Source organism: Pseudogulbenkiania sp. NH8B (assembly GCF_000283535.1).
In the GTDB taxonomy this organism is placed as follows: Bacteria; Pseudomonadota; Gammaproteobacteria; order Burkholderiales; family Chromobacteriaceae; genus Pseudogulbenkiania; species Pseudogulbenkiania ferrooxidans.
Genome location: NC_016002.1, coordinates 2,885,001 through 2,905,747 on the forward strand (window position 1 = coordinate 2,885,001; position 20,747 = coordinate 2,905,747).

Consider the following 20,747-nt stretch of genomic DNA (forward strand, 5'->3'; position numbering starts at 1 on the left):
TTCAGTTCAATCTCATAGCAATTTTTGGCACGCAAGATCAAAGAAATATCAGGTATTTCCTGTCTTGCAGTGCAAGTGTCGGCTTTGCCGAGCACTCACACCTATCGGTTATTCTGTTTGTTAAAGAGCGGGGCTGACTGCGTCGTTTCCGTCGCTGCGTCAGCTGAGGAGGCGAACTATACGCCCCGACCCCCTCCCCGTCAACGCCTTTTTGCTGAAAAACACCAAAAAAAGCGCCTCCCCGCAAAAATCAGCATGCAAACCGCTGAATAGAAACAACTTACCCGATAGACATTTTTTGCAATCGCCACCCACCACCCGCCCGCCGCGCCGCTTCCGGCCCGCCGGCACCGCGCTGAAAATGCAAAAAGCCGGCGAAATCGCCGGCTTTTTGCTGGGTGGGTGCCATTTCTGGCGGGTGGGCCGGGCTTCGGCCAACCTGGACCACCTTCAGCTACGGTAGTCGGCGTTGATGCGCACGTAGTCGTAGGAGAAGTCGCATGTCCAGACGGTCGCGCTGGCCTGGCCTTGGGTTGGCTGGGGTGACCCGGAAGCCCGCCCCGGACGGTGCGATCGCGAGGGCTTGCCATCAATGCGCGAGGTTCAAATGGTCTGCTTGACCGCCACGGGGCTCTCCGGGCGATGCCGGTAGCGTTGTGCCAGCACCGCACACACCATCAGCTGCACCTGATGGAACAGCATCAGGGGCAGCACGATTGCGCCTACGGCGTGGCCGGCGAACAGCACGTTGGCCATCGGGATACCGCTTGCCAGACTCTTCTTCGAGCCGCAGAAGACGATGGTGATCTCGTCTTCCTTGTTGAAACCGAGTTTGCGCGCCGCGGTGCGTGTCGCGAACAGCGCCAGCGCCAGCAACACGCCGTTGACCACCAGCAGCCCGGCCAGCGCCTTCACCGGGGTGTTGTGCCACAGTCCCTGGATGACGGCCTCGCTGAACGCCGTATACACCACCAGCAGGATCGAGCCCTGATCGACGAAACGCAGCATCGTCTTGTTGCGCTCCACCCAGCCGCCGATCCAGCGTCGGGCCACCTGGCCGGCCAGGAAGGGCAGCAGCAGTTGCACCATGATGTCGATGATCGAGTGCCACGAGGTGGCGCCGCCGGCGTGCGATACCACCAGCACGCTGACCAGCAGCGGGGTCAGGAAGATGCCGATCAGGCTTGACGCCGATGCGCTGCACACCGCCGCCGGGACATTACCGCGCGCCATCGAGGTGAAGGCGATGGAGGACTGCACCGTGGCCGGCAGCGCGCACAGGAACAGCACGCCCAGATAGAGGTCCGGCGTCACCAGCGGGGACAGGATGGGTTTGAGTGCAAAGCCCATCGCCGGGAACAGGATGAAGGTGCTGGCGAACACCAGCAGGTGCAGCCGCCAGTGCGTTGCCCCGGCGATCACCGCTTCACGCGACAGCTTCGCTCCATGCAGGAAGAACAGCAGCGCGATCGCGGCATAGGTCACCTTGCCGAATACCACGGCGGTTTGGCCTTCGCAGGGTAGGAACGTGGCCAGCAGCACGGTGATGACCAGCGCCAGCGTGAAGTTGTCTGGGAGGAAACGGGGTCGTGCCACGGGGTGCTCCTGATGATCGCTTGCGAGAGCAAACGCTGCCCTCCATTCATTGGCGTTATTTTTGCTGCCAGCCGATATAGAATTCAAATGGATTTATCTGATCAATTCATTCAATTTCTGCATGAACATCTCTCTGCGCCAATTGCGTACCTTCCTTGCCGTTGCCCGGCACCGCAGTTTCAGTCGCGCCGGTGACGCGATCGGCCTGTCGCAACCGGCGGTCAGCCACGCGTTGCGCGAGCTGGAGGGGGAGCTGGGCCTGAAGCTGCTCGACCGTACCACCCGCGACGTGGCATTGACCGAAGCCGGGCAAAATCTGGCCGGCACGCTGGAACGGCTGCTCGACGAACTGGAAGGTTGCCTCGCCGAAACCCGCCAGCTGGGTGAAACCCGCCAGGGACGAGTGCGGGTGGCGGCCAGCCCAACCATTTCGGCCAACCTGATGCCCTCCTGCATCGCCCGCAGCGCCGAGCGCTACCCCAAGCTGTCGCTGATGTTGCGCGACCAGGTGCAGCAGCTGGTGCTCGCCAGCGTGCGCAGCGGGGAGGTCGATTTCGGAGTGATCATCGACCCGCTCGGTGCCGACGACCTGTATTGCGAGACCATCCTGCAGGAGCCGTTCTGCCTGGTCTGCCGGGCCGATCATCGCTTCGCCGCCGCCGGGTCGGTCGCCTGGGGCGAACTCGCCGGCGAGCCGCTGGTGCTGCTCGACTACGCCTCGGGCAGCCGGCCGCTCATCGACAAGGCATTCGCCCAGCAGCAGGTGAGCATGCGGGTGGCGCAGGAACTCGGCCATTCCACCACCGTGTACCGCATGATCGAGGCCGGCATCGGCATCAGCGTGCTGCCCATCCTGGCGCTGCCCTTGCCGGAAGCCAGTGATCTGGTGGTGCGGCCGCTCACCCCCGCCGTCGAGCGCTCGCTGATGCTGGTGCGGCGCAAGAACCGCTCGCTGTCGCCGTTGGCCGAAACGGTATGGACGCTGATCCGTGAGGTGGCCACCGAGTTTGCCGCCAGCCGCGCCTGGCCGTGAGGCGGCGGGCTCTGCCGCCCGTGCGGAGGCAGCCCGTCCCGAGGGGCTGGGCCTTATTCGGACGGAGACCACAGGCGCTCGGCAGCCCTTTCGCTCTGCAGTACAGCAATATGCTTGTCGCCGTCAGCCGAACACCGGCCCGGCTGGATACGGTGACGCGGAAATGGCATGCGTGCCCAAGGAAAAAACTACACTACAAAACACTTGCCAAATAACTTCACCCCGCGGTTGCAGCTACCGCTTGAATCCGGAGTCCTCTACGTCAATGGCCGCCCCGCCGGAGAGGTGACGCCACGGTCCGCTTTCCCGCCAGGGCGGTGACGGAGGCGTGACCTGGCAACCGACAGGTTTGCCTGTTCCCGGAGCGGCGGGGAGTATTGTGATGATCCACCGGCTCCAGCTTGTGCTTGTCGTACTGATGGTCGCCATCCTCGGAGGCTGCCGTTCGCTGCCACCGGGGTCGGATGTTGCCAAAACCGCCTCCACGGCGCTGGCTCACCCCGAGGAGACCCGGCTTGGCCGGCTGTTTGACCAGGCGGCGCGGGCTCATGCCCGCCACTCCGGTTTTCGCATCATCCCGGTCGGCGCCGACGGCTTTCTGACCCGCATGCAGATGATCAACGCCGCCGAACGCTCTCTCGACCTTCAATACTTCATTTTCCGTGGGGATGAAACGGGCCGGCTGCTGACCGGAGCGGTGCTGCGCGCGGCCGATCGCGGGGTACGCGTACGCGTGCTGATCGACGATGCGGAAACGGAGGCTGGGGACGAGCAGATTACCCGTCTCGCCGCCCATCCTTCGGTCGAGATTCGTCTCTTCAACCCGTTCACGTACCGCGGCCATTCGAAGCTGTTCCGATCCATCGAGTTCATGTTCAACGCCTCCCGCCTCGACTACCGGATGCACAATAAATTGCTGGTCGTGGACAACGCCATGGCGCTACTTGGCGGGCGCAACATCGGCGATCAATACTTTCAGATCAACCCCGAGTCCCAGTTCGCCGACGAGGACGTCTTTGCCGCCGGCCCTATCGTCCCGCAGCTCTCGAGGTCTTTCGATGAGTACTGGAACAGCCCGCTGTCGATCCCGGTTGCGGCACTGGCCGGCAAGAAACCCTCGCATGCCGAATTGAATGAGCATCGCGACGCCTTGAACGAGCAGCATCAGGAGTTGAAAGCCAGTGGTGTCGACTACGTCAGGCGGGTAGCCACTGGCGAGCCCTTTGAGGGGATGGTCTCCGGCCGCTTGCCGCTGACCTGGGCTCCGGCGCAACTGGTCTACGACAGCCCCGACAAGCGCAAGGTGGTGCAGGGCGCGATGGTAGGGCAGCTGATGCAGCGCCCGGTGGCCAACACGACGCTTGCGGTGCAATCCGAATTACTGATGGTGACGCCCTACCTGATCCCCGGGAACGAAGGCATGCGCCTGTTCAAACAGCTACGCCAGCGCAACGTCCGGGTGCGGATACTGACCAATTCGCTCGAATCGACCACCGTATTGCTGGCTCATTCCGGCTACATGCATTACCGGGTGCCCCTGCTCGAGCAGGGTGTGGAGCTGTACGAGGTGCGATCGTTGCTGGGAAACGCCAAAGGCAGCGGCCAGAGCGCGGCGATCTCCCGTTTCGGCAATTATTCGCTGCACGCCAAACTGTTTGTCTTCGACCGCCGGAAGGTGTTCATCGGCTCGATGAATTTCGATCAGCGTTCGATGCATCTCAATACCGAGATAGGCTTGATCATCGACAGCCCCGCCCTCGCCCGGCAGATTGCCCAGCGTTTTGACGCCATGGTGCAGCCGGTCAACTCCTACCGGCTGACACTGCGGCCAAGCGAAACGGGGAAGGCTCCCGGTCTGGCGTGGCGCACCGAGGAAAACGGCAAGGCCGTTGAGTACGACGAAGAGCCGGCCCGCAACGCCGAGGAAAGAATCAAGGCCCATACCCTTTCTCTGTTGCCACTGGACAAGGAACTATGAAACCGAGATACGCCGGGGCGGTATTGATGCTGGGGCTGCTATGGCCGCCCGCGGCGCGTGCGGAGCCCCCCGCCGCGGTGCAAATGGAAGTGAGTTTTCTGCTCGGCTATATCGAAGGCTCCGGCTGCCAGTTTTATCGCAATGGCTCCTGGCACGACGCCAAAACGGCGCAGGCGCATATACGCGACAAATACCGCTATTTGGTGGCGCGAAACCTGATCACGACCACCGAGGACTTTATCGAGCGGGCCGCCACGGCAAGCAGTCTGAGCGGCCAACCGTACCAGGTACGGTGCAACGGCGGGGCGACCGTGACAAGCCGGCAATGGCTGCACGAAGAGCTGGTGCGGCTTCGGACCTATCACTAAAACCAAACACTTGCGCTGCGTCAAACAAAGCTGTCCCGCAGCAGGCATCGCCGCCACGCCCCCTTCTATAGTCATCTGGACTGCATCGGATTCGGAACCGTTGCTGTCATCCAGAAAATGAGGAGCGCACCTCCATTGGAGCAGTCCATCCAACAGAAAGGAAAAACATGAAGACCAAGAAACTCATGACGACTGCTTTGATCGCCACCGGCCTGGTCTGCGCCCTGCCGGCTGTTGCGGCGTCCACACTGGAAAAGGTGGCCGCGAGCAACAAGATCACCGTGTCTTACCGTGAAGCCGCCGTGCCTTTCAGTTATTTGCCGGGCTCGGACAAGGCCGTGGGGTTCTCGGTGGACCTGACCAACGCCATCGTCGACGATGTGCGCAAGAAGCTGAAAATACCGAACCTCGAAGTGGCCGCCATTCCGGTCACCTCGCAGAACCGCATCCCCTTGCTGGTGGACGGCACCTACGACCTGGAGTGCGGTTCGACCACCAACAACGCGGCGCGTGGCAAGGACGTGGCGTTTGCCATCAGCCACTTCTATGCCGGCACGCGCCTGCTGGCGAAGAAGACCGCCCATATCACGAGCTATGCCGACCTGGCCAAGAAGACCGTGGCCTCGACGGCGGGCAGCACTAACGAGAAGGTCATCCGCCAGTACAACGCCGACAACCACCTCGACATGCAGTTCGTCCTGGGCAAGGACTACGGCGACGCTTTGCAACTGGTGGAAAACGATCAGGCAGTGGCGCTGGCGCTCGACGATATCTTGCTGTTTGGCCTGAAAGCGAACGCCAAGAACCCGGATTCACTGGAGGTGGTGGGTGACGCGCTGCAGGTGGAGCCCTACGGCTGCATGCTGCGCAAGGACGATCCCGAGTTCAAGGCGCTGGTGGACGGTACCCTCGCCCGCCTGATGAAATCGGGCGAATTCACGCGGCTCTACCGCAAGTGGTTCGAATCCCCGATCCCCCCCAAAGGCATGAATCTGAACATGCCGATGGGCGCACAGCTGAAGGCCAACCTCAGCGCGCTCAGCGACAAGCCGGCGCAGTAGCGACTCCCCCGCGACAGGCAAGGCGGCGGGCGGGCACAGCCGGCCACCGCCAGCCCAAACAACCTGACGCCGCCTCGATCACCCGCATGCTCCGCCGGCACCGGCGAAGCAGCAAACCCCTCTCCTGCCTTCCCCGCCACGGCCGCACCGGGCCCGCCGCCATGGGTTGATGGTCAGTCCGACCCCAGTTGCAGCCGGTTGGGCTGGCGCTTTTCGATCGCCCACTTCAACAAGGCCGCCGAGCGGTAGATGCCGTGCGCGAACTTGCCGTAGGGCAGCGTCGCAAACAGCGCCATCACGACCCCGAGGTGCGCGGCGAGCAGGACCCCCATGGCGCCGCTGTCGCGCCCGGCCAGCACGGCGAGGCCGGTCGCGCTGGTGAGCAGCAGCAAGGCGATGAAACCCCGGTCCATCGGTTTTTGCGCGGCATCGCCCTGCGCCGGGTGGCGCCGCAAGTTCAGCCACAGCAAGCCGGCCGGGCCGATCAGCAAGCCGACCCCGCCGATACTTCCCAGCAACACCGGCAGGCTGGTCAGGGCGTAAGGCGCCGACATTCCCAGCAGGTAGTGGTAGAGGGTGGCGACGGCGGTGGCGGCAAAGCAGGCCATGAAGCCGTAGAAGGTGACATGGTGGAAGCGCCGGCGCCACAGGGTGAAGGCGTCGTCCGCGTTGTTGCAGCCTTCGCCGTGGCCGCCGTCGAGATAGGTCAGACGCAGCACGTCGTGCGTGGCCTCGGCCACGGCCGGAGTGCTCGCGGCGCCGGGCGAGACGTCGCGCCAAAACTTCCTCACGCCGATGCCGAGCGCCAGCACCGCGAAGCCGAACACGCTACCGAACAACAGCACCAGCGTGTTGTGCGGAAGGACGGCATAGAAGCCGCCGGCCAAGGACAGGCTCGGCTGGCCGAGCAGCAGCATCAGGAAAAGCGCCAGCCCCCCGGCCAACGCCAGCGCCACGGTCAGCCCGGCACGGCGGTAGAGCGCGCCCAGCGCGGGCGGCCAGGCGTAGTCACTGTAGGTCTGGCCGCGCACCTTGGCCATGGCCTGCGGAACGTTGACGGCGAACTCATGCGGCGGCGCGTATTGGCAGGAGTGCAGGCAGGCGCCGCAGTTGTGGCACAGGTTGGCGAGGTAATGGATGTCGGCCTTTTCGAATTCGATCCGATGGGTCATGGCCGGGAACACGGCGCAGAATCCCTCGCAATAGCGGCAGGCGTTGCAGATCTGCATAGCGCGGCCGACTTCGGCCTCGTTGTCGGTAAGCGTGGCGCTGACCGGCGTTGCCAGATCGAAGCGGCCGGCTTCGCGGATCAAGACATCAAGCTGCTTCATGGTGCGTCCCTTGTCGTGCGGCCCGTGCCGCGTGAGTGCCGGCGATGCGGCCGAAGGCGGTGCCGATGGACATGCCGATACCGGCGAGATAGCCCTGGCCGAGCACGTTGCCGGCCATCATCTCGCCCGCCACGAACAGGTTCGGGCTGGGTTCGCCGCCGAAATGGACCGCGGCCTGCGCATCGACCTTGAGGCCGAGATAGGTGAAGGTGATGCCGGGCCGCAGCGCGTAGCCGTAGAACGGCGGGGTGTCGAGCGGCCGCGCCCAGTGCGTCTTGGCCGGGGTGAGTCCGGTGGTGTGGCAGTCGTCCAGCACGGTGTGGTCGAAGCGGCCGACGCGGCAGGCGGCGTTGTAGTCGGCCACGGTGCGCACGAAGGCCGTCTCGTCGAGCCCGAGCCGGCGCGCCAGTTCGGGCAGGGTGTCGGCCTTGACGCCGGGAAACACCGGCGGCATGAAGCGGCCGATGGCCTTGGCGTCGATGATGGAGTAGCCGATCTGCCCGGGCTGCCGCGCAACCAGGCGTCCCCAGATGGCGTAGCGCTTGGGCCAGAAATCCTCGCCCTCGTCGTAGAAGCGCTCGGCGTGGCGGTTGAGCACGATGCCAAGCGAGACGCAGTCGACGCGGGTGCAGATGCCGCCATCGTAGAGCGGCGCGCGCGCGTCGATCGCCACGCAGTGCGATTGCGACGGCTCGCCCACGGTGTCGGCGCCGGCGTCGATCATGAACTTGAGCAGCGTGCCCTGGTTGAAGCGCGTGCCGCGGATCAGGAAGTTGTCGGCCGGCCATTCGCCGTTGTCGTTCTGGCCCCAGGCTTCGCGCAGCCACTCGCGGTTGGACTCGAAGCCGCCGGCGGCGAGCACGCAGGCGCGAGCCGGGATGCGTTCCTCCCCGAGGCGAACGGCGACGAAGCGGCCATCCTCAAGCTCCAGCGCATCGACCGCGGCGTCGTAGCGGATCTGCACGCCGAGGCGCTCGGCGCTGCGGTAGTAGGCGTTCACCAGCGCCTTGCCGCCGCCCATGAAGAAGGCGTTGGTGCGCGCCGTGTGCAGCGCGCCGGACAAGGATGGCTGAAAGTGGACGCCGTGCCGGCGCATCCAGTCGCGGCAGTGGGACGAGGCCTGGATCACCAGCCGCGCCAGCGCCTCATCGGTGAGGCCGCCGGTGACGCGCAGCAGGTCCTGCCAGTATTCCTCTTCCGGATAGGCTTCGACCAGCACATCCTGCGGCGCGTCGTGCATGCAGCGCAGGTTGCGGGTGTGCTGGGAATTGCCACCGCGCCATGCGCGCGGGGCGGCTTCGAGCAGCAGCACCGAGGCGCCCGCCTCACGCGCCATCAGTGCGGCACAGAGGGCGGCGTTGCCGCCGCCGATCACAACAACATCGAACATCGATACAGTCTCCCTGGTGATGGAGAGACTGTAGAGAGTGGCACGAGCGGTCGCCAGACCGGTTGCGGCAAGGGGTGTTTAGCGTTCGTGAAGGGTGGCGCCCGGCCAGCGCCCCTGCTCGACCAGGCCGCGCGCGACCTGCTCCAGGACCACGCGCGCGGCGAGGCCGGCCGGCGACAGCTCGTCGTCGCACAGGCTGACCAGCAGATTGGGGCGGCGCACCGTGGCGTCGACGATCTCGATCAGGGTCAGCGCTTCGTGCCGCAGCCGGGCGATGGCGGCGCCGGGCTGGAGGGTGGCACCGTAACCGGCGCGCACCGCGTCCATCAGCAGCGCCAGGCCGTCGATCTCGGCCACGATGTTGAGGTCGAGCCGGCCGTGGGCGGACGCGGCGTCGAGCAGCGCGCGCAGGCCGTGCGGCCCGCTCGGCAGGATCAGCGGCAGCGCGCCCAGCTGGTCGAGCCGCAGCGGGCCGGGCGCCGGCAGGCCCGGCATGTCGGGCGGGGCGATCAGGAACAGCCGCTCCTCGAGCAAGGGCTGCACGCTCCAGCGCTGGGTGCGGTCGACCTGGAACAGGATGGCGAGATCGAGCTGGCGCGCGCCGGTCAGAGTGGCCAGGTTGCCGGACAGGCTCTCCACCAGGTGCAGGCGGATGTCGGGATAACGCTCGCGCATCGCCGCCATGAACGGCAGCCCCAGCAGCGCCGAGGTGCTGGGCGCCATGCCGATGCTGACGTGGCCGGACAGCCGCGCCAGGCGCGCGGCACGCACGGCGTCGTCGGCGTGGCGGATCGCCAGTTGCGCCTGGCGCCAGAAGGCAAGGCCGGCGTCGGTCGGAATCACGCCGGTCGACGTCCGCTGCAGCAGGCGCGTGGCGAGTTCGCCCTCGAGCCGGCTGATCTGCTGGCTCAGCGCCGAGGTGCCGACGCCCAGTTCCAGCGCGGCGCGGCCCATGCTGCCCTGCTCCACCACGCTGACGAAATAACGCAACTGCCGAAGCTCCATCTCTCTCCCATCGCTAAGGTTGGCCGAAGAAGGTTGGCCGAAGACGGCCGCCTGAAGCATAGGCGCAAAACCGGGGCCAGCGATAGCTCGGCCACGCCGAGCCCCCGGGGCGGGAGCGCGCCGGGGGCATCGTGGCGGCGCGAGCCGGGCATGAGGCGCCGTTCCACGACCGCTGCCGCGGCAATGAAAAAGGCCGGCTCCCAGGAGCCGGCCCGCAGACCTCGTATCACTCAGGACTTCAACGACAGCCCTTCCGCCACCGTGAACCCCTCCAGTTGCGGCTCGGCCTCCTCCGCCACCGCTTCCACCAAGGGGCTTGGCTCGCACAGTTCCGCCAGCAGTTGTTCCCGGTCGCAGGCCTTCTCCCACAGCGCGACCACCAGCGAGCACACGATGTTGCTGATGATGCTGGTCAGCGCGCGGGCTTCGGACATGAAGCGATCGATGCCCAAGAGCAGCGCGATACCGGCCAGGGGGATGTCGTGCACCACCACCAGGGTGGCGGCCAGCGCCACGAAGCCGCTACCGGTGACACCGGCCGCGCCCTTGGAGGACAGCAGCATGATGCCGAGCATGATCGCCGTCTGCTGCCAGGAAAGATCGATATTGCAGGCCTGGGCGATGAACAGGCTGGCGAGCGACAGGTAGATCGCGGTGCCGGCCAGGTTGAAGGAGTAGCCGGTGGGCAGGACGAAACCGGCCACGCCCTTGCTGCAGCCCAGTTTCTCCAGCTTCTGCAGCACGCGCGGCAGCACCGGTTCGGTGGAAGACGTTCCCAGCACCACCAGCAGCTCCTCACGGAAGTACTTGAGCGTGCGCCACAGGCTGAACCCGCTCAAGCGGCACAGGCCGCCCAACACGACCACCACAAAGCCGATGCAGGCCACGTAGAAGGTCAGGATCAGCTGGCCCAGCGAGGCCAGCGAGTGCACGCCGTACTTGCCGACGGTGAAGGCCATGGCGCCGAAGGCGCCGATCGGGGCCACCTTCATCACGAAGTTGAACACGCGGAACAGGATTTGCGACATGTCCTCCAGCCAGGCCAGCAGTCTGTCGCCGCCCTTGCCGCTGGCGGCCGACAGGGCAAAGCCGGTCAGCACTGCCAGCAGCAGCACCGGCAGCACCTCGCCCTGGGTGAAGGCGCCGACGAACGAGTCCGGGATCATGTGCATGAAGAAATCGACGGCGTTGAGCCCCTTGGCGCTATGGGTGTACTTGGCAATGCCGCTGGTATCGAGCTGGCTGGGGTCGATGTTCATCCCCGCACCCGGACGGATCACGTTCACCGCCGCCAGGCCGAAGCCCAGCGCCAGCAGCGTCAGCACCAGGAACAGGCCGAGGGTCTTGCCCAGGATGCGCCCGAGCTGGCTCTTGTCGCCCAGCGAGGCGATGCCGATGGCGATGGTGCAGAACACCACCGGCGAGATCATCATCTTCACCAGCTTGACGAAGGCGTCGCCCAACGGCTTGAGCGCAGCACCCTGGCTCGGGAAGAAGTGACCGAAGGCGATGCCGATCACGACGGCAATGATCACCTGCAGGTACAGGGATTTAAAAATTTTGGCTTGCATGATGTCTCCTCACTCTCTTTCTTGTCGGTTCAGCCGGCTTTTTTCCAGACCGTTCCGGGAATCAGCACCTGGCCGCTGAACAGGGGCCGGGCGGTTCTGACGATGCCGACGCGGCGGATCACCGGGGGCTCGCCGGCCGGCGCGGCTTGCAGATCGACCTGCGTTTCCAGCTGGCCGGACGGGTGTTCGATGGCGATGCGGTCGGGCTGATCGGCCCGGCTACGCACCAGGCGCGAGGCCACCGAGCCGGGGATCAGGCAAGCGGCGGCGACGCACAACGCTCCGGTCACGGCATGGGCGGCGTGGCAGGCCCAGGGGGTGAAATAGCGCGAGCTGATGCTGCCGTCCTTGGCCGGGGCGGCCAGCACGGCGATCTTGGGCAACACGCTGGCGCTGACGTCGCCCAGCCCCATGCGCCGCGCGGCGGCCTGGCGCACGACTTCGAGGCGGGCCAGCAGTGCGCCGTTGGCATCGAGCTCGGCCTTGCTCTCGTGGCCGCTGATGCCCAGGTCGGCGGCCGCCACCAGCACGATGGGGGTGGAGAAGTCGACGCAGGACACCGCGATGCCGTCCACGATGTCGAGCGCCTGGCCGGTGGGCAGCAGCTTGCCGGTCTTGGCGCCGGCGGCGTCCAGGAAGTTGAGCACGATGCCGGCGGCGGCGCCGGGCACGCCGTCGATGTGCACTTCGCCTTCGTAGGTCACTTCGCCGCTCGGCGTCGGCACCAGCGCCTCGATCACCTTGCCGGTGTTGACGTTGAAGATGCGCACCGGCGTCACCGGGTCGGTCGCCGGCACCAGCCCCTGCTCGATGGCGAAGGGGCCGACCCCGGACAGCATGTTGCCGCAGTTGGGGTTGGTATCGACCGCGCGCTGGCTGACCGAGACCTGGGCGAACAGGTAATCGACGTCGATGCCGGGGCGCTGCGAGCGGCTGACGATGGCCACCTTGCTGGTCAGCGAGTCGCCGCCGCCGATGCCGTCGATCTGGCGCAGGTCGGGCGAGCCCATCACCGACAGCAGCACGGCGTTGCGCGTTTCCGGATCGGCCGGCAGGTCGTCGGCCAGGAAGAACGGGCCTTTGGAAGTGCCTCCGCGCATCAGGAGGCAGGGAATCGGGGTCAACATGGATTGGCTCCACCACAGGCGTTGAATCAGTGATTGGATTGTGGTGAAAAGCCGCCATAAAGTTAAATGCATTTATTTATTTAATTATTGCATTTTGGTCATTTATTCATTGCAACCGGGTTGTCGATACGAATTTTCGCCGTAAAAGTCAGAATTTGACTGAAATTGGGTGCAGTTATCGGACTAGCCAACCAGCACGAAGGCAGCATCGCATGCGCAGGCCAACGCCCCGGTCAACCGCTGCAAGGCCTTGCAGCGGTCCCGGAAGCGGGGACGGCCGGCCAGCGCCGGGCGCTCCGCCACGTCACCGCCATCAGAGCGCCCTGCTTCGGCCAACCTTGGCCTTACCTGACCGCCGCGACGAACGCCGCGAACGCCGCCACCAGGCGGTCGACCTCGGCGGGCGTGGTGTCCGGGCACACCAGCATCATGTTGTGGAACGGCGTGATCAGCAGGCCGCGGTTGAGCAGGAACAGGTGCACGATGTGCTCCAGCTCGCTGTCGAGCATCCGCTCCGCCTCGCTGCCGTTGCGCGGCGGTGCGGCGGCGAACTGGAACTCGGTGCGCGCGCCGATCCGGGTCACGCACCACGGCAGCCGCTGCGCGTCGATGACGCGGCGCAGCCCTTCGGCCAACCTTTCGGCCAGGCCGAACATGTAACGGTAGGCGTCGTCGGTCATCACCTCGGCGAGGTTGGCGCGCATCGCCGCCATCGCCAGCAGGTTGGCGGTGAGCGTGGTGCCGATGCCGCTGTGCCCCGGCGGCGCGTTGCGCTTGGCGGCCTCGGCCTGCCAGGCCAGCTCGGCGCTGAAGCCGTACACCGCGCACGGCACCCCGCCCGCCACCGGCTTGCCCACCACCAGCAGGTCCGGCTCAAGGCCGTGGGCGCGGGTGTAGCCGCCGGGGCCGCTGCTGATGGTGTGGGTTTCGTCGATCAGCAGCAGCGTGCCGTAGCGCCGGCACAAGGCCTGCGCCGCCGGCCAGAAGCCCGGCTGCGGCAGCACCATGCCGATGTTGGTCATGGCCGGCTCGGCCAGCAGGCAGGCCACCTCGCCGTCCTGCAGCGCGGCTTCCAGCGCCGCCAGGTCGTTGAATTCCACGCTGCGCGTGTGCTGGGTGATGTCGTAGACCTGGCCTAACAGGCTGTCGCGCGTCTGCGGCCGGCCGTCCACCAGGTCGACGAACACGTCGTCCACCGTGCCGTGGTAGCAACCGTTGAAGATCAGCACCTTGCGGCGGCCGCTGATCGCCCGCGCCCAGCGGATGGCGAAGCGGTTGGCGTCCGAGGCCGACAGCGCGAACTGCCAGTACGGCAGGCCGAAGCGGCGCGCCAGCTCCTCGGCCACCCACACCCCGTCCTCGCTCGGCAGCATGGCGGTGTAGCCGCGCTCGGCCTGGCGGGCGATGGCCGCGGCCACCGGCTTGGGGCTGTGGCCGAACATGGCGCCGGTGTCGCCGAGGCAGAAATCGACGTAGTCGTGGCCGTCCACGTCGCGGAAGCGCGCGCCCTGCGCCGCCGCCACGTACAGCGAGAACGGCGTGGACCAGTCGTCCATCCAGTGCAGCGGCACGCCGAACAGCAGATGGTTGGCGGCGGCGGCCGACAGCTCGCAGGAGCGCGGCATGCGGCCGATGAAAGCGTCGCGCTCGGCGGCGTACAGCGCCAGCGCCTTGTCCCAGTTGATGCCGTGACGGGTAGCCATGAGGCCTCCTTGGTCGTGTCTTGAGCGGGTTGCGGCGAACCGTGTCCGCAACCCGAAAATTCATTCGGCGAGGCGTGGAGAACCTGTTGACGATCCAGCGAGCGAGAGCGAGACCAGGCGAAAACCGGGGGGCGCGGAATGGACATGGAGTCAATGCGCCTCCCTGAATCGAACTCGCGCCGTAGCGCCGACGCGCAGCAGACCGTCAGCAGGTTCTTACACGTGCAGCTGCAGGTGCTCGCGTTCCCAGGCGGTGATGGCGCGGTTGAAGGTTTCGAATTCCTTTTCCTTCACCGCGCAGAACGCCTGCACGAATTCCTCGCCCAGGATCTCGGCCAGCTCCGGGCAGTCCTGCATCCGTTCCACCGCGTCTTCCAGGCTGCGCGGCAGCTCGTAGTCCATGTCGTAGGCGCTGTCGCTCATCGGCGCCGACGGCTCCAGCCGGTGCACCATGCCGAGGTAGCCGCAGGCCAGCGTCGCCGCCATCGCCAGGTAGGGATTGACGTCCACCCCCGGCAGGCGGTTTTCCAGGCGCCGCGCGGCCGGGCCGGACGGCGGGATGCGGATGCCGCAGGTGCGGTTGTCGTAGCCCCAGCGCACGTTGATCGGCGCCGCGGTGTGCCGGCTCAGGCGGCGGTAGCTGTTGACGTAGGGGGCGAACATCGGCATCGCCTGCGGCAGGTAGTGCTGCATGCCACCGATGTGCTGGAAGAACAGCGCGCTGGCGCTGCCGTCCGGGTTGGAGAAGAGGTTGTCGCCGCTGTCGCGGTCCACGATGCTCTGGTGGATGTGCATGGCGCTGCCCGGCTCGCCCTCCATCGGCTTGGCCATGAAGGTGGCGAAGATGTTGTGGCGGTAGGCGGTTTCGCGCACCGCGCGCTTGAACAGGAACACCTGGTCGGCCAGCTCCAGGGCGTCGCCGTGGCTGAAGTTGATCTCCATCTGGCAGGCGCCCACTTCGTGGATCAGCGTCTCGACGTTGAGCCTGGCCGCCTGGCAGAACGACGACAACTCCTGGAAGAACGGGTCGAAATCGTTGACGGCGTCGATGGAGAACGACTGTCGCCCCACCTCGGAGCGGCCGGCGCGCCCCGGCGGTGGGCGCAGCGGCTCGTGCGGGTTGGTGTTCTGGCGGATCAGGTAGAACTCCATCTCCGGCGCCACCACCGGGCGCCAGCCACGGTTTTCGTACAGCTTCAGCACGCGGCGCAGCACCGCGCGCGGCGAGATGCCCACCGGGCGGCCGTCGAAATCCTCGCAGTCGTGGATCACCACCGCCACCGGCTCGATCGCCCACGGCACCAGGCGGATGGAGGACGGGTCCGGGCGGCACACCATGTCCGGATCGTTGGCGCCGGCAAAGCGCTCGAACTCGGCGAATTCGCCGTTCACGGTGATGGTCAGCACCGCCTTCGACATCTTCATGCTGTCCTCGGCCAGAAACAGGGCCTTGGGCACGATCTTGCCGCGCGCCACGCCGGTCATGTCCGGGATCACGCACTCCACCTCGTGGATGGTGTGCTCGCGGATGAAGCTGGCCAGTGTTTCGTTCATGGTCGTTCTCCTCTGGTACGCGTCCTTTGGTTCCCGTCCTTGCAAACAGAAAACCCCGGCAGAATGCCGTGGGTGCCGCCATCGTAGATTTGATCAAATATCAAAGTCAACATTTGATCAAATTTCCGGTCTTCGTGCCGCCCTCTCTGGTATGCTGGCGCAACACAGACCGCCAGCCGCCGACATGAAGACCCGCAACGCCTCCACCCTGCAAGACGAAACCTACGACACGCTGCGCCATTGGCTGATGCTGGGGCGCTGGCTGCCGGGCGAGCGGCTGAAGATCGCGCCGCTGGCCGACGAACTGGGGGTCAGCCCGATGCCGGTGCGCGCCGCGCTGCAGCGCCTGGCGGCGGAAAAGGCGCTGCAGAACGTCCCCAACTGCGGGGTCATGGTGCCGCGCCTGACGGTGACGCAATTCGACGACATCCTGCACAACCGCATCCTGCTGGAAGGCGAGGCGGCGTGGCTGGGGGCGCAAAGGTTGGCCGAAGAACCGCGCCGGGAGCTGGTGGCGCTGTGCCGGGCCATGGACGCGGCGATCGCCGCCGACGACGTCAAGGCCTACCTCGACGCCAACGAGCGCTTCCATCGGCTGCTCTACGGCGCCGCCGGTTCGCCGCTGCTGCTGTCGCTGATCGAGACGGTGTGGCTTTACGTCGGCCCGATCTCCAACCAGCTGCACCAGGACCTGGCGGTGTGGAAGACCATGAACGATGCCCACCGCGCCCTGGTCGCGGCGCTGCTGGCGGGCGACGCCGAGGGCGTACGCGCGGCCATCGCGGAGGACCTGCGCAGCGCCGGACGCTACCTGCGCCAGCTGTGCGCGGCGGATTCGCCCGCCGGCTGACGCCCGCCCGCGCCGCCGGTTTGGCCCGCGCCCTCCGCCGGCGGCAACTCGAGCCGGCACGACCGCCCTGTCCGCCCCCCATCGCGCTCACCTATACCTACACCATCACGGTGCAATCTGTTCTCGCCCGGCATTGCGCTGCATCAACCCCATGCCGGCCGCGTAGCGCCACAATGGGAAACACCGCCAAGCGCCTCATCGCGGCTGCCGCCAAGACGCGGCGGCCCCCCCCCGGCGGCAACCGGATAACAGGCCCAACAGGAGTGCTCACGAGTGGCGAAGTACGGCAACAGGAAGGGGCTCTTCATTGCACTCGCCTTGCTGGCGGCCGCGCTCGCCGTCGGCTACGGCTGGTTGAGACTGCACGGCAACACGCTGCCGGCCGACCTGGCCTCGGGCAACGGCCGCATCGAGGCCACCGAAGTGGACATCGCCACCAAGATTCCCGGGCACCTCACCGAAGTCATGGTCAAGGAAGGCGATCTGGTCAGCGCCAACCAGGTGCTGGCGCGCATGGACACCCAGGAACTGCAGGCCCAGCTACGCCAGGCCCAGGCGCTGGTGCAGCAGGCGCGCGAGGACGCGCGGCAGACCGAGGCGCAGGTGCTCCAGGCCGAGCAGGCCGCGCGACGGATTCAGGCCCAGGTGCGCCAGGCGCAGGAAGCGGCGCGGCGCGCGCAGGCCACCGTCAGCCAGCGCGACAGCGAGCTGGCGCTGTCGCGCCAGACTCTGGCGCGCTCGGTCGAACTGGCCGCCAAGGGCTTCGTCTCCAGCCAGAAACTCGACCAGGACCGCGCCACGCTGCAGAGCGCCGAAGCCGCGCGGCAGTCGGCCCGCGCCGGCGCCACCGAAGCCGAGGCCGCCATCGCCGCCACCCAGGCCCAGCAAACCGAGGCCGAGGCCGGCATCGCCGCGGCGCGGGCCCGTGTGACTTCCGCGCAGCAGGCGGTGGCCGTCGCCCAGGCGCGGGTCGAGCAGATGCAAGTCAACCTCGACGAGAACACCCTGCGCACCCCCATCGCCGGGCGCGTGCTCTACCGCCTGGTGGAGCCGGGCGCGGTGCTGGCGGCGGGCGGCAAGGTGCTCACCGTGCTCGACCTGACCGACGTCTACATGACCATCTTCCTGCCCACCGAACAGGCCGGCCGCGTCACCGTGGGCAGCGACGCCCGCATCGTGCTGGACGCCGCGCCGCAGTACGTCATCCCCGCCAAGGTGTCGTTCGTGGCGCCGCGCTCGCAGTTCACCCCGCGCGAGGTGGAAACCCGCACCGAACGCGAAAAGCTGATGTTCCGCGTCAAGGTGCGCATCGACCCGGCCTTGCTGCAGCGCTTCCTGGAGCGGGTCAAGACCGGCCTGCCGGGCGTGGCCTACGTGCCGCTCTCGCCCGAGGCGCAATGGCCGGAACGGCTGCAGGTCAAGCTGCCGCAATGAACACGCCGCCCAGCGTCGCCCGGGTGGCCGGGCTGACCCACCGCTACGGCAGGACGCTGGCGCTGGACGACGTCGCTCTGGCGATTCCCGCCAACTGCATGGCGGGGCTGATCGGCCCGGACGGCGTCGGCAAATCGACCCTGCTGGCGATCCTGGCCGGCGCGCGCCGCGTCCAGGGCGGCTCGGTCGCGGTGCTGGACGCCGCCGACATGACGCGCGCGCGCCAGCGCAGCCGGGTGCAGCCGCGCATCGCCTACATGCCGCAGGGGCTCGGCAAGAACCTCTACCCCACCCTGTCGGTGTTCGAGAACGTCGACTACTTCGGCCGCCTGTTCGGCCAGGCGCGCGCGGAACGGGAGGCGCGCATCGCCGAGCTGCTGCACAGCACCGGGCTGGCCGAATTCCGCGACCGCCCGGCGGCCAAGCTCTCCGGCGGCATGAAGCAGAAGCTCGGGCTGTGCTGCGCGCTGATCCACGACCCCAGCCTGCTGATCCTGGACGAGCCGACCACCGGGGTTGATCCGCTGTCGCGGCGCCAGTTCTGGCACCTCATCGAGCACATCCGCCGCCGCCGTCCCGGCATGAGCGTGCTGATCGCCACCGCCTACATGGACGAAGCGGAACAGTTCGACTGGCTGGCGGCGATGGACGCCGGGCGCGTGCTGGGCAGCGGACGACCGGACGAGTTGAAAGCCCGGACCGGGCGCGACACGCTGGAAGAAGCCTTCATCGCGCTGCTGCCGGAGGACCGCCGCCGCGCCCACCGCAGCCTGGTCATCCCGCCGCGGCAGCCGCAGGACACCGGCTACGCCATCGAGGCGGAAGGGCTGACGCAGCGCTTCGGCGACTTCACCGCCGTCGACGACGTCAGCTTCCGCATCCGGCGCGGCGAGATTTTCGGCTTCCTCGGCTCCAACGGCTGCGGCAAGACCACCACCATGAAGATGCTGACCGGACTGCTGCCGCCCAGCGCCGGGGAGGCGCGGCTGTTCGGCAAGCCGCTGGATGCGCGCGACCTGGACACGCGCACCCAGGTCGGCTACATGTCGCAGTCTTTCTCGCTGTACAGCGAGCTCACCGTGCAGCAGAACCTGGAACTGCACGCCCGCCTGTTCCAGCTCGCCGCCAGCGCGATTCAGCCGCGCCTCGACGCCCTCTGCCAGCGCTTCGGCCTCGCCCCCTACCTCGCCGAGCGTGCCGGCGCGCTGCCCCTGGGCATCCGCCAGCGCCTGTCGCTGGCGGTGGCGGTGGTGCACGAGCCCGCGCTGCTGATCCTGGACGAGCCGACCTCCGGGGTGGACCCGGTCGCACGCGACGAATTCTGGCAATTGCTGATCGAACTCGCGCGCGAACGCGGCGTGACGATTTTCATCTCGACCCACTTCATGAACGAGGCCGAACGCTGCGACCGGGTCTCGCTGATGCACGCCGGCCGGGTGCTGGCGAGCGACACCCCGGCGGCCCTGTGCGCAGCCAGGGGCAGCGCCACGCTGGAAGAGGCCTTCATCGCCTACCTCGAAGAGGCCACGCGCCAGAGCGTGGAGGCGAGCCTGCCGGCGGTGGCGGACGAGGCGGCACCGGCCAGCCCGGCGGCGCCCTCCCCGTCCCATGGCGCCTTCTCGCTCCGGCGCATGCTGGGCGTCGCCCTGCGCGAGACGCTGGAGCTGCGGCGCGACCCGATCCGCCTGACCTTCTCGCTGCTCGGCTCGCTGCTGCTGATGTTCGTGCTGGGCTACGGCATCTCGATGGACGTGGAGGGGCTGCGCTTCGGCGTGCTGGACCAGGACCAGACGCCGGAAAGCCGCGCCTACGTGCAGAACATCGCCGGCTCGCGCTACTTCGTCGAGCGCCCCGCCGTGCTCGACGCCGCCGACCTCGAGCGCCGCATGCGCTCCGGCGAGCTGTCGCTGGCGCTCGAAATCCCCCCCGGCTTCGGCAAGGATCTGCGCAGCGGCCGCGCCCCGGAGATCGCCGCCTGGGTCGACGGCGCCATGCCCTTCCGCGGCGAAACCATCCGCGGCTACGTGGAAGGGATGCACGCGCACTACCTGCACGAGCTGACACAACAGAGCAGCGGCACCACCGTGACCTCGGCGGCTGACATCCAGGTGCGTTACCGCTACAACCAGGATTACCAGAGCCTGTACGCCATGGTGCCGGCGGTGATGCCGCTGCTGCTGGTGCTGATTCCCTCCATCCTGATGGCGCTGGGCGTGGTGCGCGAGAAGGAGCTGGGCTCCATCACCAACCTCTACGTCACGCCCTTGTCGCGCCTGGAGTTCCTGCTGGGCAAGCAGCTGCCCTACATCGCCCTGGCGATGGGCAGTTTCTTCGGGCTGGTGCTGGAGGCGGTGTTCCTCTTCGACGTGCCGCTCAAGGGCAGTTTCCTCGCCTTGAGCGCCGGCGCCCTGCTGTTCGTCAGCGCCACCACCGGGCTCGGTCTGCTCACCTCGACCTTCACCCGCACCCAGATCGCCGCGCTGTTCGGCACCGCCATTCTCACCATGCTACCGACGGTGCAGTTCTCCGGCTTCACCACCCCGGTGGGCGCGCTGGAGGGGGCCAGCTACTGGATCGGCCAGTGCTTCCCGGCCAGCTATTTCCTCACCATCAGCCGCGGCGTCTTCACCAAGTCGCTGGGCTTTGCCGAGCTGGCGAGCCAATTCCTCGCGCTGGCGCTGTTCCCGCCGGCGCTCACCACCCTCAGCCTGCTGCTGTTGCGCAAGCAGGAGAAATAGGGTCCGCC

General features: G+C 67.0%; 15 protein-coding genes, 1 rRNA gene and 1 pseudogene (1 of these 17 only partly in view). 7 read left to right on the plus strand and 10 right to left on the minus strand.

The window, feature by feature from the left end; genetic code table 11:
- The 3 genes and pseudogenes from NH8B_RS13265 to NH8B_RS13270 form a co-directional block, all read right to left on the minus strand.
- Nucleotides 1-8, minus strand: a 16S ribosomal RNA gene (locus NH8B_RS13265) (it extends 1,528 nt beyond the left edge of the window).
- A 442-nt stretch (nucleotides 9-450) separates the two neighbouring features.
- A pseudogene (locus NH8B_RS21395) lies at nucleotides 451-531 on the minus strand (bifunctional ornithine acetyltransferase/N-acetylglutamate synthase); the annotation flags it as partial.
- A gap of 72 nt (nucleotides 532-603) precedes the next feature.
- Nucleotides 604-1,596 (minus strand): bile acid:sodium symporter family protein, encoded by a 993-nt coding sequence (locus NH8B_RS13270; RefSeq protein ID WP_014087754.1) that lies wholly within the window; start codon nucleotides 1,594-1,596, stop codon nucleotides 604-606.
- 121 nt (nucleotides 1,597-1,717) lie between these two features.
- On the opposite strand from NH8B_RS13270, the gene NH8B_RS13275 reads away from it, so the two are divergent.
- From NH8B_RS13275 to NH8B_RS13290, 4 genes are all read left to right on the plus strand, one after another.
- Nucleotides 1,718-2,629, plus strand: coding sequence for a LysR family transcriptional regulator (locus tag NH8B_RS13275; RefSeq protein ID WP_014087755.1), 912 nt, complete (start codon nucleotides 1,718-1,720; stop codon nucleotides 2,627-2,629).
- Nucleotides 2,630-3,011: 382 nt separating this feature from the next.
- Nucleotides 3,012-4,607: a phospholipase D family protein gene (locus NH8B_RS13280; RefSeq protein WP_041702982.1), complete on the plus strand. Its 1,596-nt coding sequence runs from the start codon at nucleotides 3,012-3,014 to the stop codon at nucleotides 4,605-4,607.
- A 26-nt stretch (nucleotides 4,608-4,633) separates the two neighbouring features.
- Nucleotides 4,634-4,975 carry a YfeK family protein gene (locus NH8B_RS13285; protein ID WP_232503467.1) on the plus strand — a complete coding sequence of 114 codons (342 nt, stop codon included), beginning with the start codon at nucleotides 4,634-4,636 and terminating at the stop codon, nucleotides 4,973-4,975.
- A 167-nt stretch (nucleotides 4,976-5,142) separates the two neighbouring features.
- Nucleotides 5,143-6,036 carry a transporter substrate-binding domain-containing protein gene (locus NH8B_RS13290; RefSeq protein ID WP_014087758.1) on the plus strand — a complete coding sequence of 298 codons (894 nt, stop codon included), beginning with the start codon at nucleotides 5,143-5,145 and terminating at the stop codon, nucleotides 6,034-6,036.
- A gap of 173 nt (nucleotides 6,037-6,209) precedes the next feature.
- On the opposite strand, the gene tcuB is transcribed toward NH8B_RS13290, so the two are convergent.
- The 7 genes from tcuB to NH8B_RS13325 all read right to left on the minus strand — a co-directional run bounded on the left by tcuB (nucleotide 6,210) and on the right by NH8B_RS13325 (nucleotide 15,717).
- Nucleotides 6,210-7,367, minus strand: a complete 1,158-nt coding sequence (gene tcuB, locus NH8B_RS13295) for a tricarballylate utilization 4Fe-4S protein TcuB (RefSeq protein WP_014087759.1) — start codon at nucleotides 7,365-7,367, stop codon at nucleotides 6,210-6,212.
- Entirely contained in the window at nucleotides 7,354-8,757 is a 1,404-nt protein-coding gene (gene tcuA / locus NH8B_RS13300) for an FAD-dependent tricarballylate dehydrogenase TcuA (protein ID WP_014087760.1), read from the minus strand. The genes tcuB and tcuA overlap by 14 nt, the downstream gene beginning before the upstream one ends.
- A 78-nt stretch (nucleotides 8,758-8,835) precedes the next feature.
- Entirely contained in the window at nucleotides 8,836-9,762 is a 927-nt protein-coding gene (locus NH8B_RS13305; protein ID WP_014087761.1) for a LysR family transcriptional regulator, read from the minus strand.
- Between the two features lie 230 nt (nucleotides 9,763-9,992).
- Nucleotides 9,993-11,333 (minus strand): C4-dicarboxylate transporter DctA, encoded by a 1,341-nt coding sequence (gene dctA / locus NH8B_RS13310; protein WP_008954561.1) that lies wholly within the window; start codon nucleotides 11,331-11,333, stop codon nucleotides 9,993-9,995.
- 29 nt (nucleotides 11,334-11,362) lie between these two features.
- Nucleotides 11,363-12,460, minus strand: coding sequence for a 4-oxalomesaconate tautomerase (locus NH8B_RS13315; RefSeq protein ID WP_014087762.1), 1,098 nt, complete (start codon nucleotides 12,458-12,460; stop codon nucleotides 11,363-11,365).
- Between the two features lie 344 nt (nucleotides 12,461-12,804).
- Nucleotides 12,805-14,163 carry an aspartate aminotransferase family protein gene (locus tag NH8B_RS13320; protein WP_014087763.1) on the minus strand — a complete coding sequence of 453 codons (1,359 nt, stop codon included), beginning with the start codon at nucleotides 14,161-14,163 and terminating at the stop codon, nucleotides 12,805-12,807.
- A 216-nt stretch (nucleotides 14,164-14,379) separates the two neighbouring features.
- Nucleotides 14,380-15,717, minus strand: a complete 1,338-nt coding sequence (locus NH8B_RS13325; protein WP_014087764.1) for a glutamine synthetase family protein — start codon at nucleotides 15,715-15,717, stop codon at nucleotides 14,380-14,382.
- Between the two features lie 184 nt (nucleotides 15,718-15,901).
- On the opposite strand from NH8B_RS13325, the gene NH8B_RS13330 reads away from it, so the two are divergent.
- From NH8B_RS13330 to rbbA, 3 genes are all read left to right on the plus strand, one after another.
- The gene (locus NH8B_RS13330; protein ID WP_014087765.1) at nucleotides 15,902-16,567 is read left to right on the plus strand and encodes a GntR family transcriptional regulator; all 666 of its coding nucleotides are present in this window, start codon (nucleotides 15,902-15,904) and stop codon (nucleotides 16,565-16,567) included.
- A gap of 273 nt (nucleotides 16,568-16,840) precedes the next feature.
- A complete protein-coding gene (locus NH8B_RS13335) occupies nucleotides 16,841-18,001 on the plus strand; it encodes an HlyD family secretion protein (RefSeq protein WP_014087766.1) in 1,161 nt (386 codons plus the stop codon).
- Nucleotides 17,998-20,739, plus strand: coding sequence for a ribosome-associated ATPase/putative transporter RbbA (gene rbbA / locus NH8B_RS13340; RefSeq protein ID WP_014087767.1), 2,742 nt, complete (start codon nucleotides 17,998-18,000; stop codon nucleotides 20,737-20,739). The genes NH8B_RS13335 and rbbA overlap by 4 nt, the downstream gene beginning before the upstream one ends.
- The last annotated feature ends 8 nt before the right edge of the window (nucleotides 20,740-20,747 follow it).

Coding starts and splice junctions, on each gene's coding strand:
- NH8B_RS13275 (WP_014087755.1), top strand. CDS start 1,718: ATGAACATCTCTCTGCGCCAATTGCGTACCTTCCTTGCCGTTGCCCGG.
- NH8B_RS13280 (WP_041702982.1), top strand. CDS start 3,012: ATGATCCACCGGCTCCAGCTTGTGCTTGTCGTACTGATGGTCGCCATC.
- NH8B_RS13285 (WP_232503467.1), top strand. CDS start 4,634: ATGCTGGGGCTGCTATGGCCGCCCGCGGCGCGTGCGGAGCCCCCCGCC.
- NH8B_RS13290 (WP_014087758.1), top strand. CDS start 5,143: ATGAAGACCAAGAAACTCATGACGACTGCTTTGATCGCCACCGGCCTG.
- tcuB (WP_014087759.1), bottom strand. CDS start 7,367: ATGAAGCAGCTTGATGTCTTGATCCGCGAAGCCGGCCGCTTCGATCTG.
- tcuA (WP_014087760.1), bottom strand. CDS start 8,757: ATGTTCGATGTTGTTGTGATCGGCGGCGGCAACGCCGCCCTCTGTGCC.
- NH8B_RS13305 (WP_014087761.1), bottom strand. CDS start 9,762: ATGGAGCTTCGGCAGTTGCGTTATTTCGTCAGCGTGGTGGAGCAGGGC.
- dctA (WP_008954561.1), bottom strand. CDS start 11,333: ATGCAAGCCAAAATTTTTAAATCCCTGTACCTGCAGGTGATCATTGCC.
- NH8B_RS13315 (WP_014087762.1), bottom strand. CDS start 12,460: ATGTTGACCCCGATTCCCTGCCTCCTGATGCGCGGAGGCACTTCCAAA.
- NH8B_RS13320 (WP_014087763.1), bottom strand. CDS start 14,163: ATGGCTACCCGTCACGGCATCAACTGGGACAAGGCGCTGGCGCTGTAC.
- NH8B_RS13325 (WP_014087764.1), bottom strand. CDS start 15,717: ATGAACGAAACACTGGCCAGCTTCATCCGCGAGCACACCATCCACGAG.
- NH8B_RS13330 (WP_014087765.1), top strand. CDS start 15,902: ATGAAGACCCGCAACGCCTCCACCCTGCAAGACGAAACCTACGACACG.
- rbbA (WP_014087767.1), top strand. CDS start 17,998: ATGAACACGCCGCCCAGCGTCGCCCGGGTGGCCGGGCTGACCCACCGC.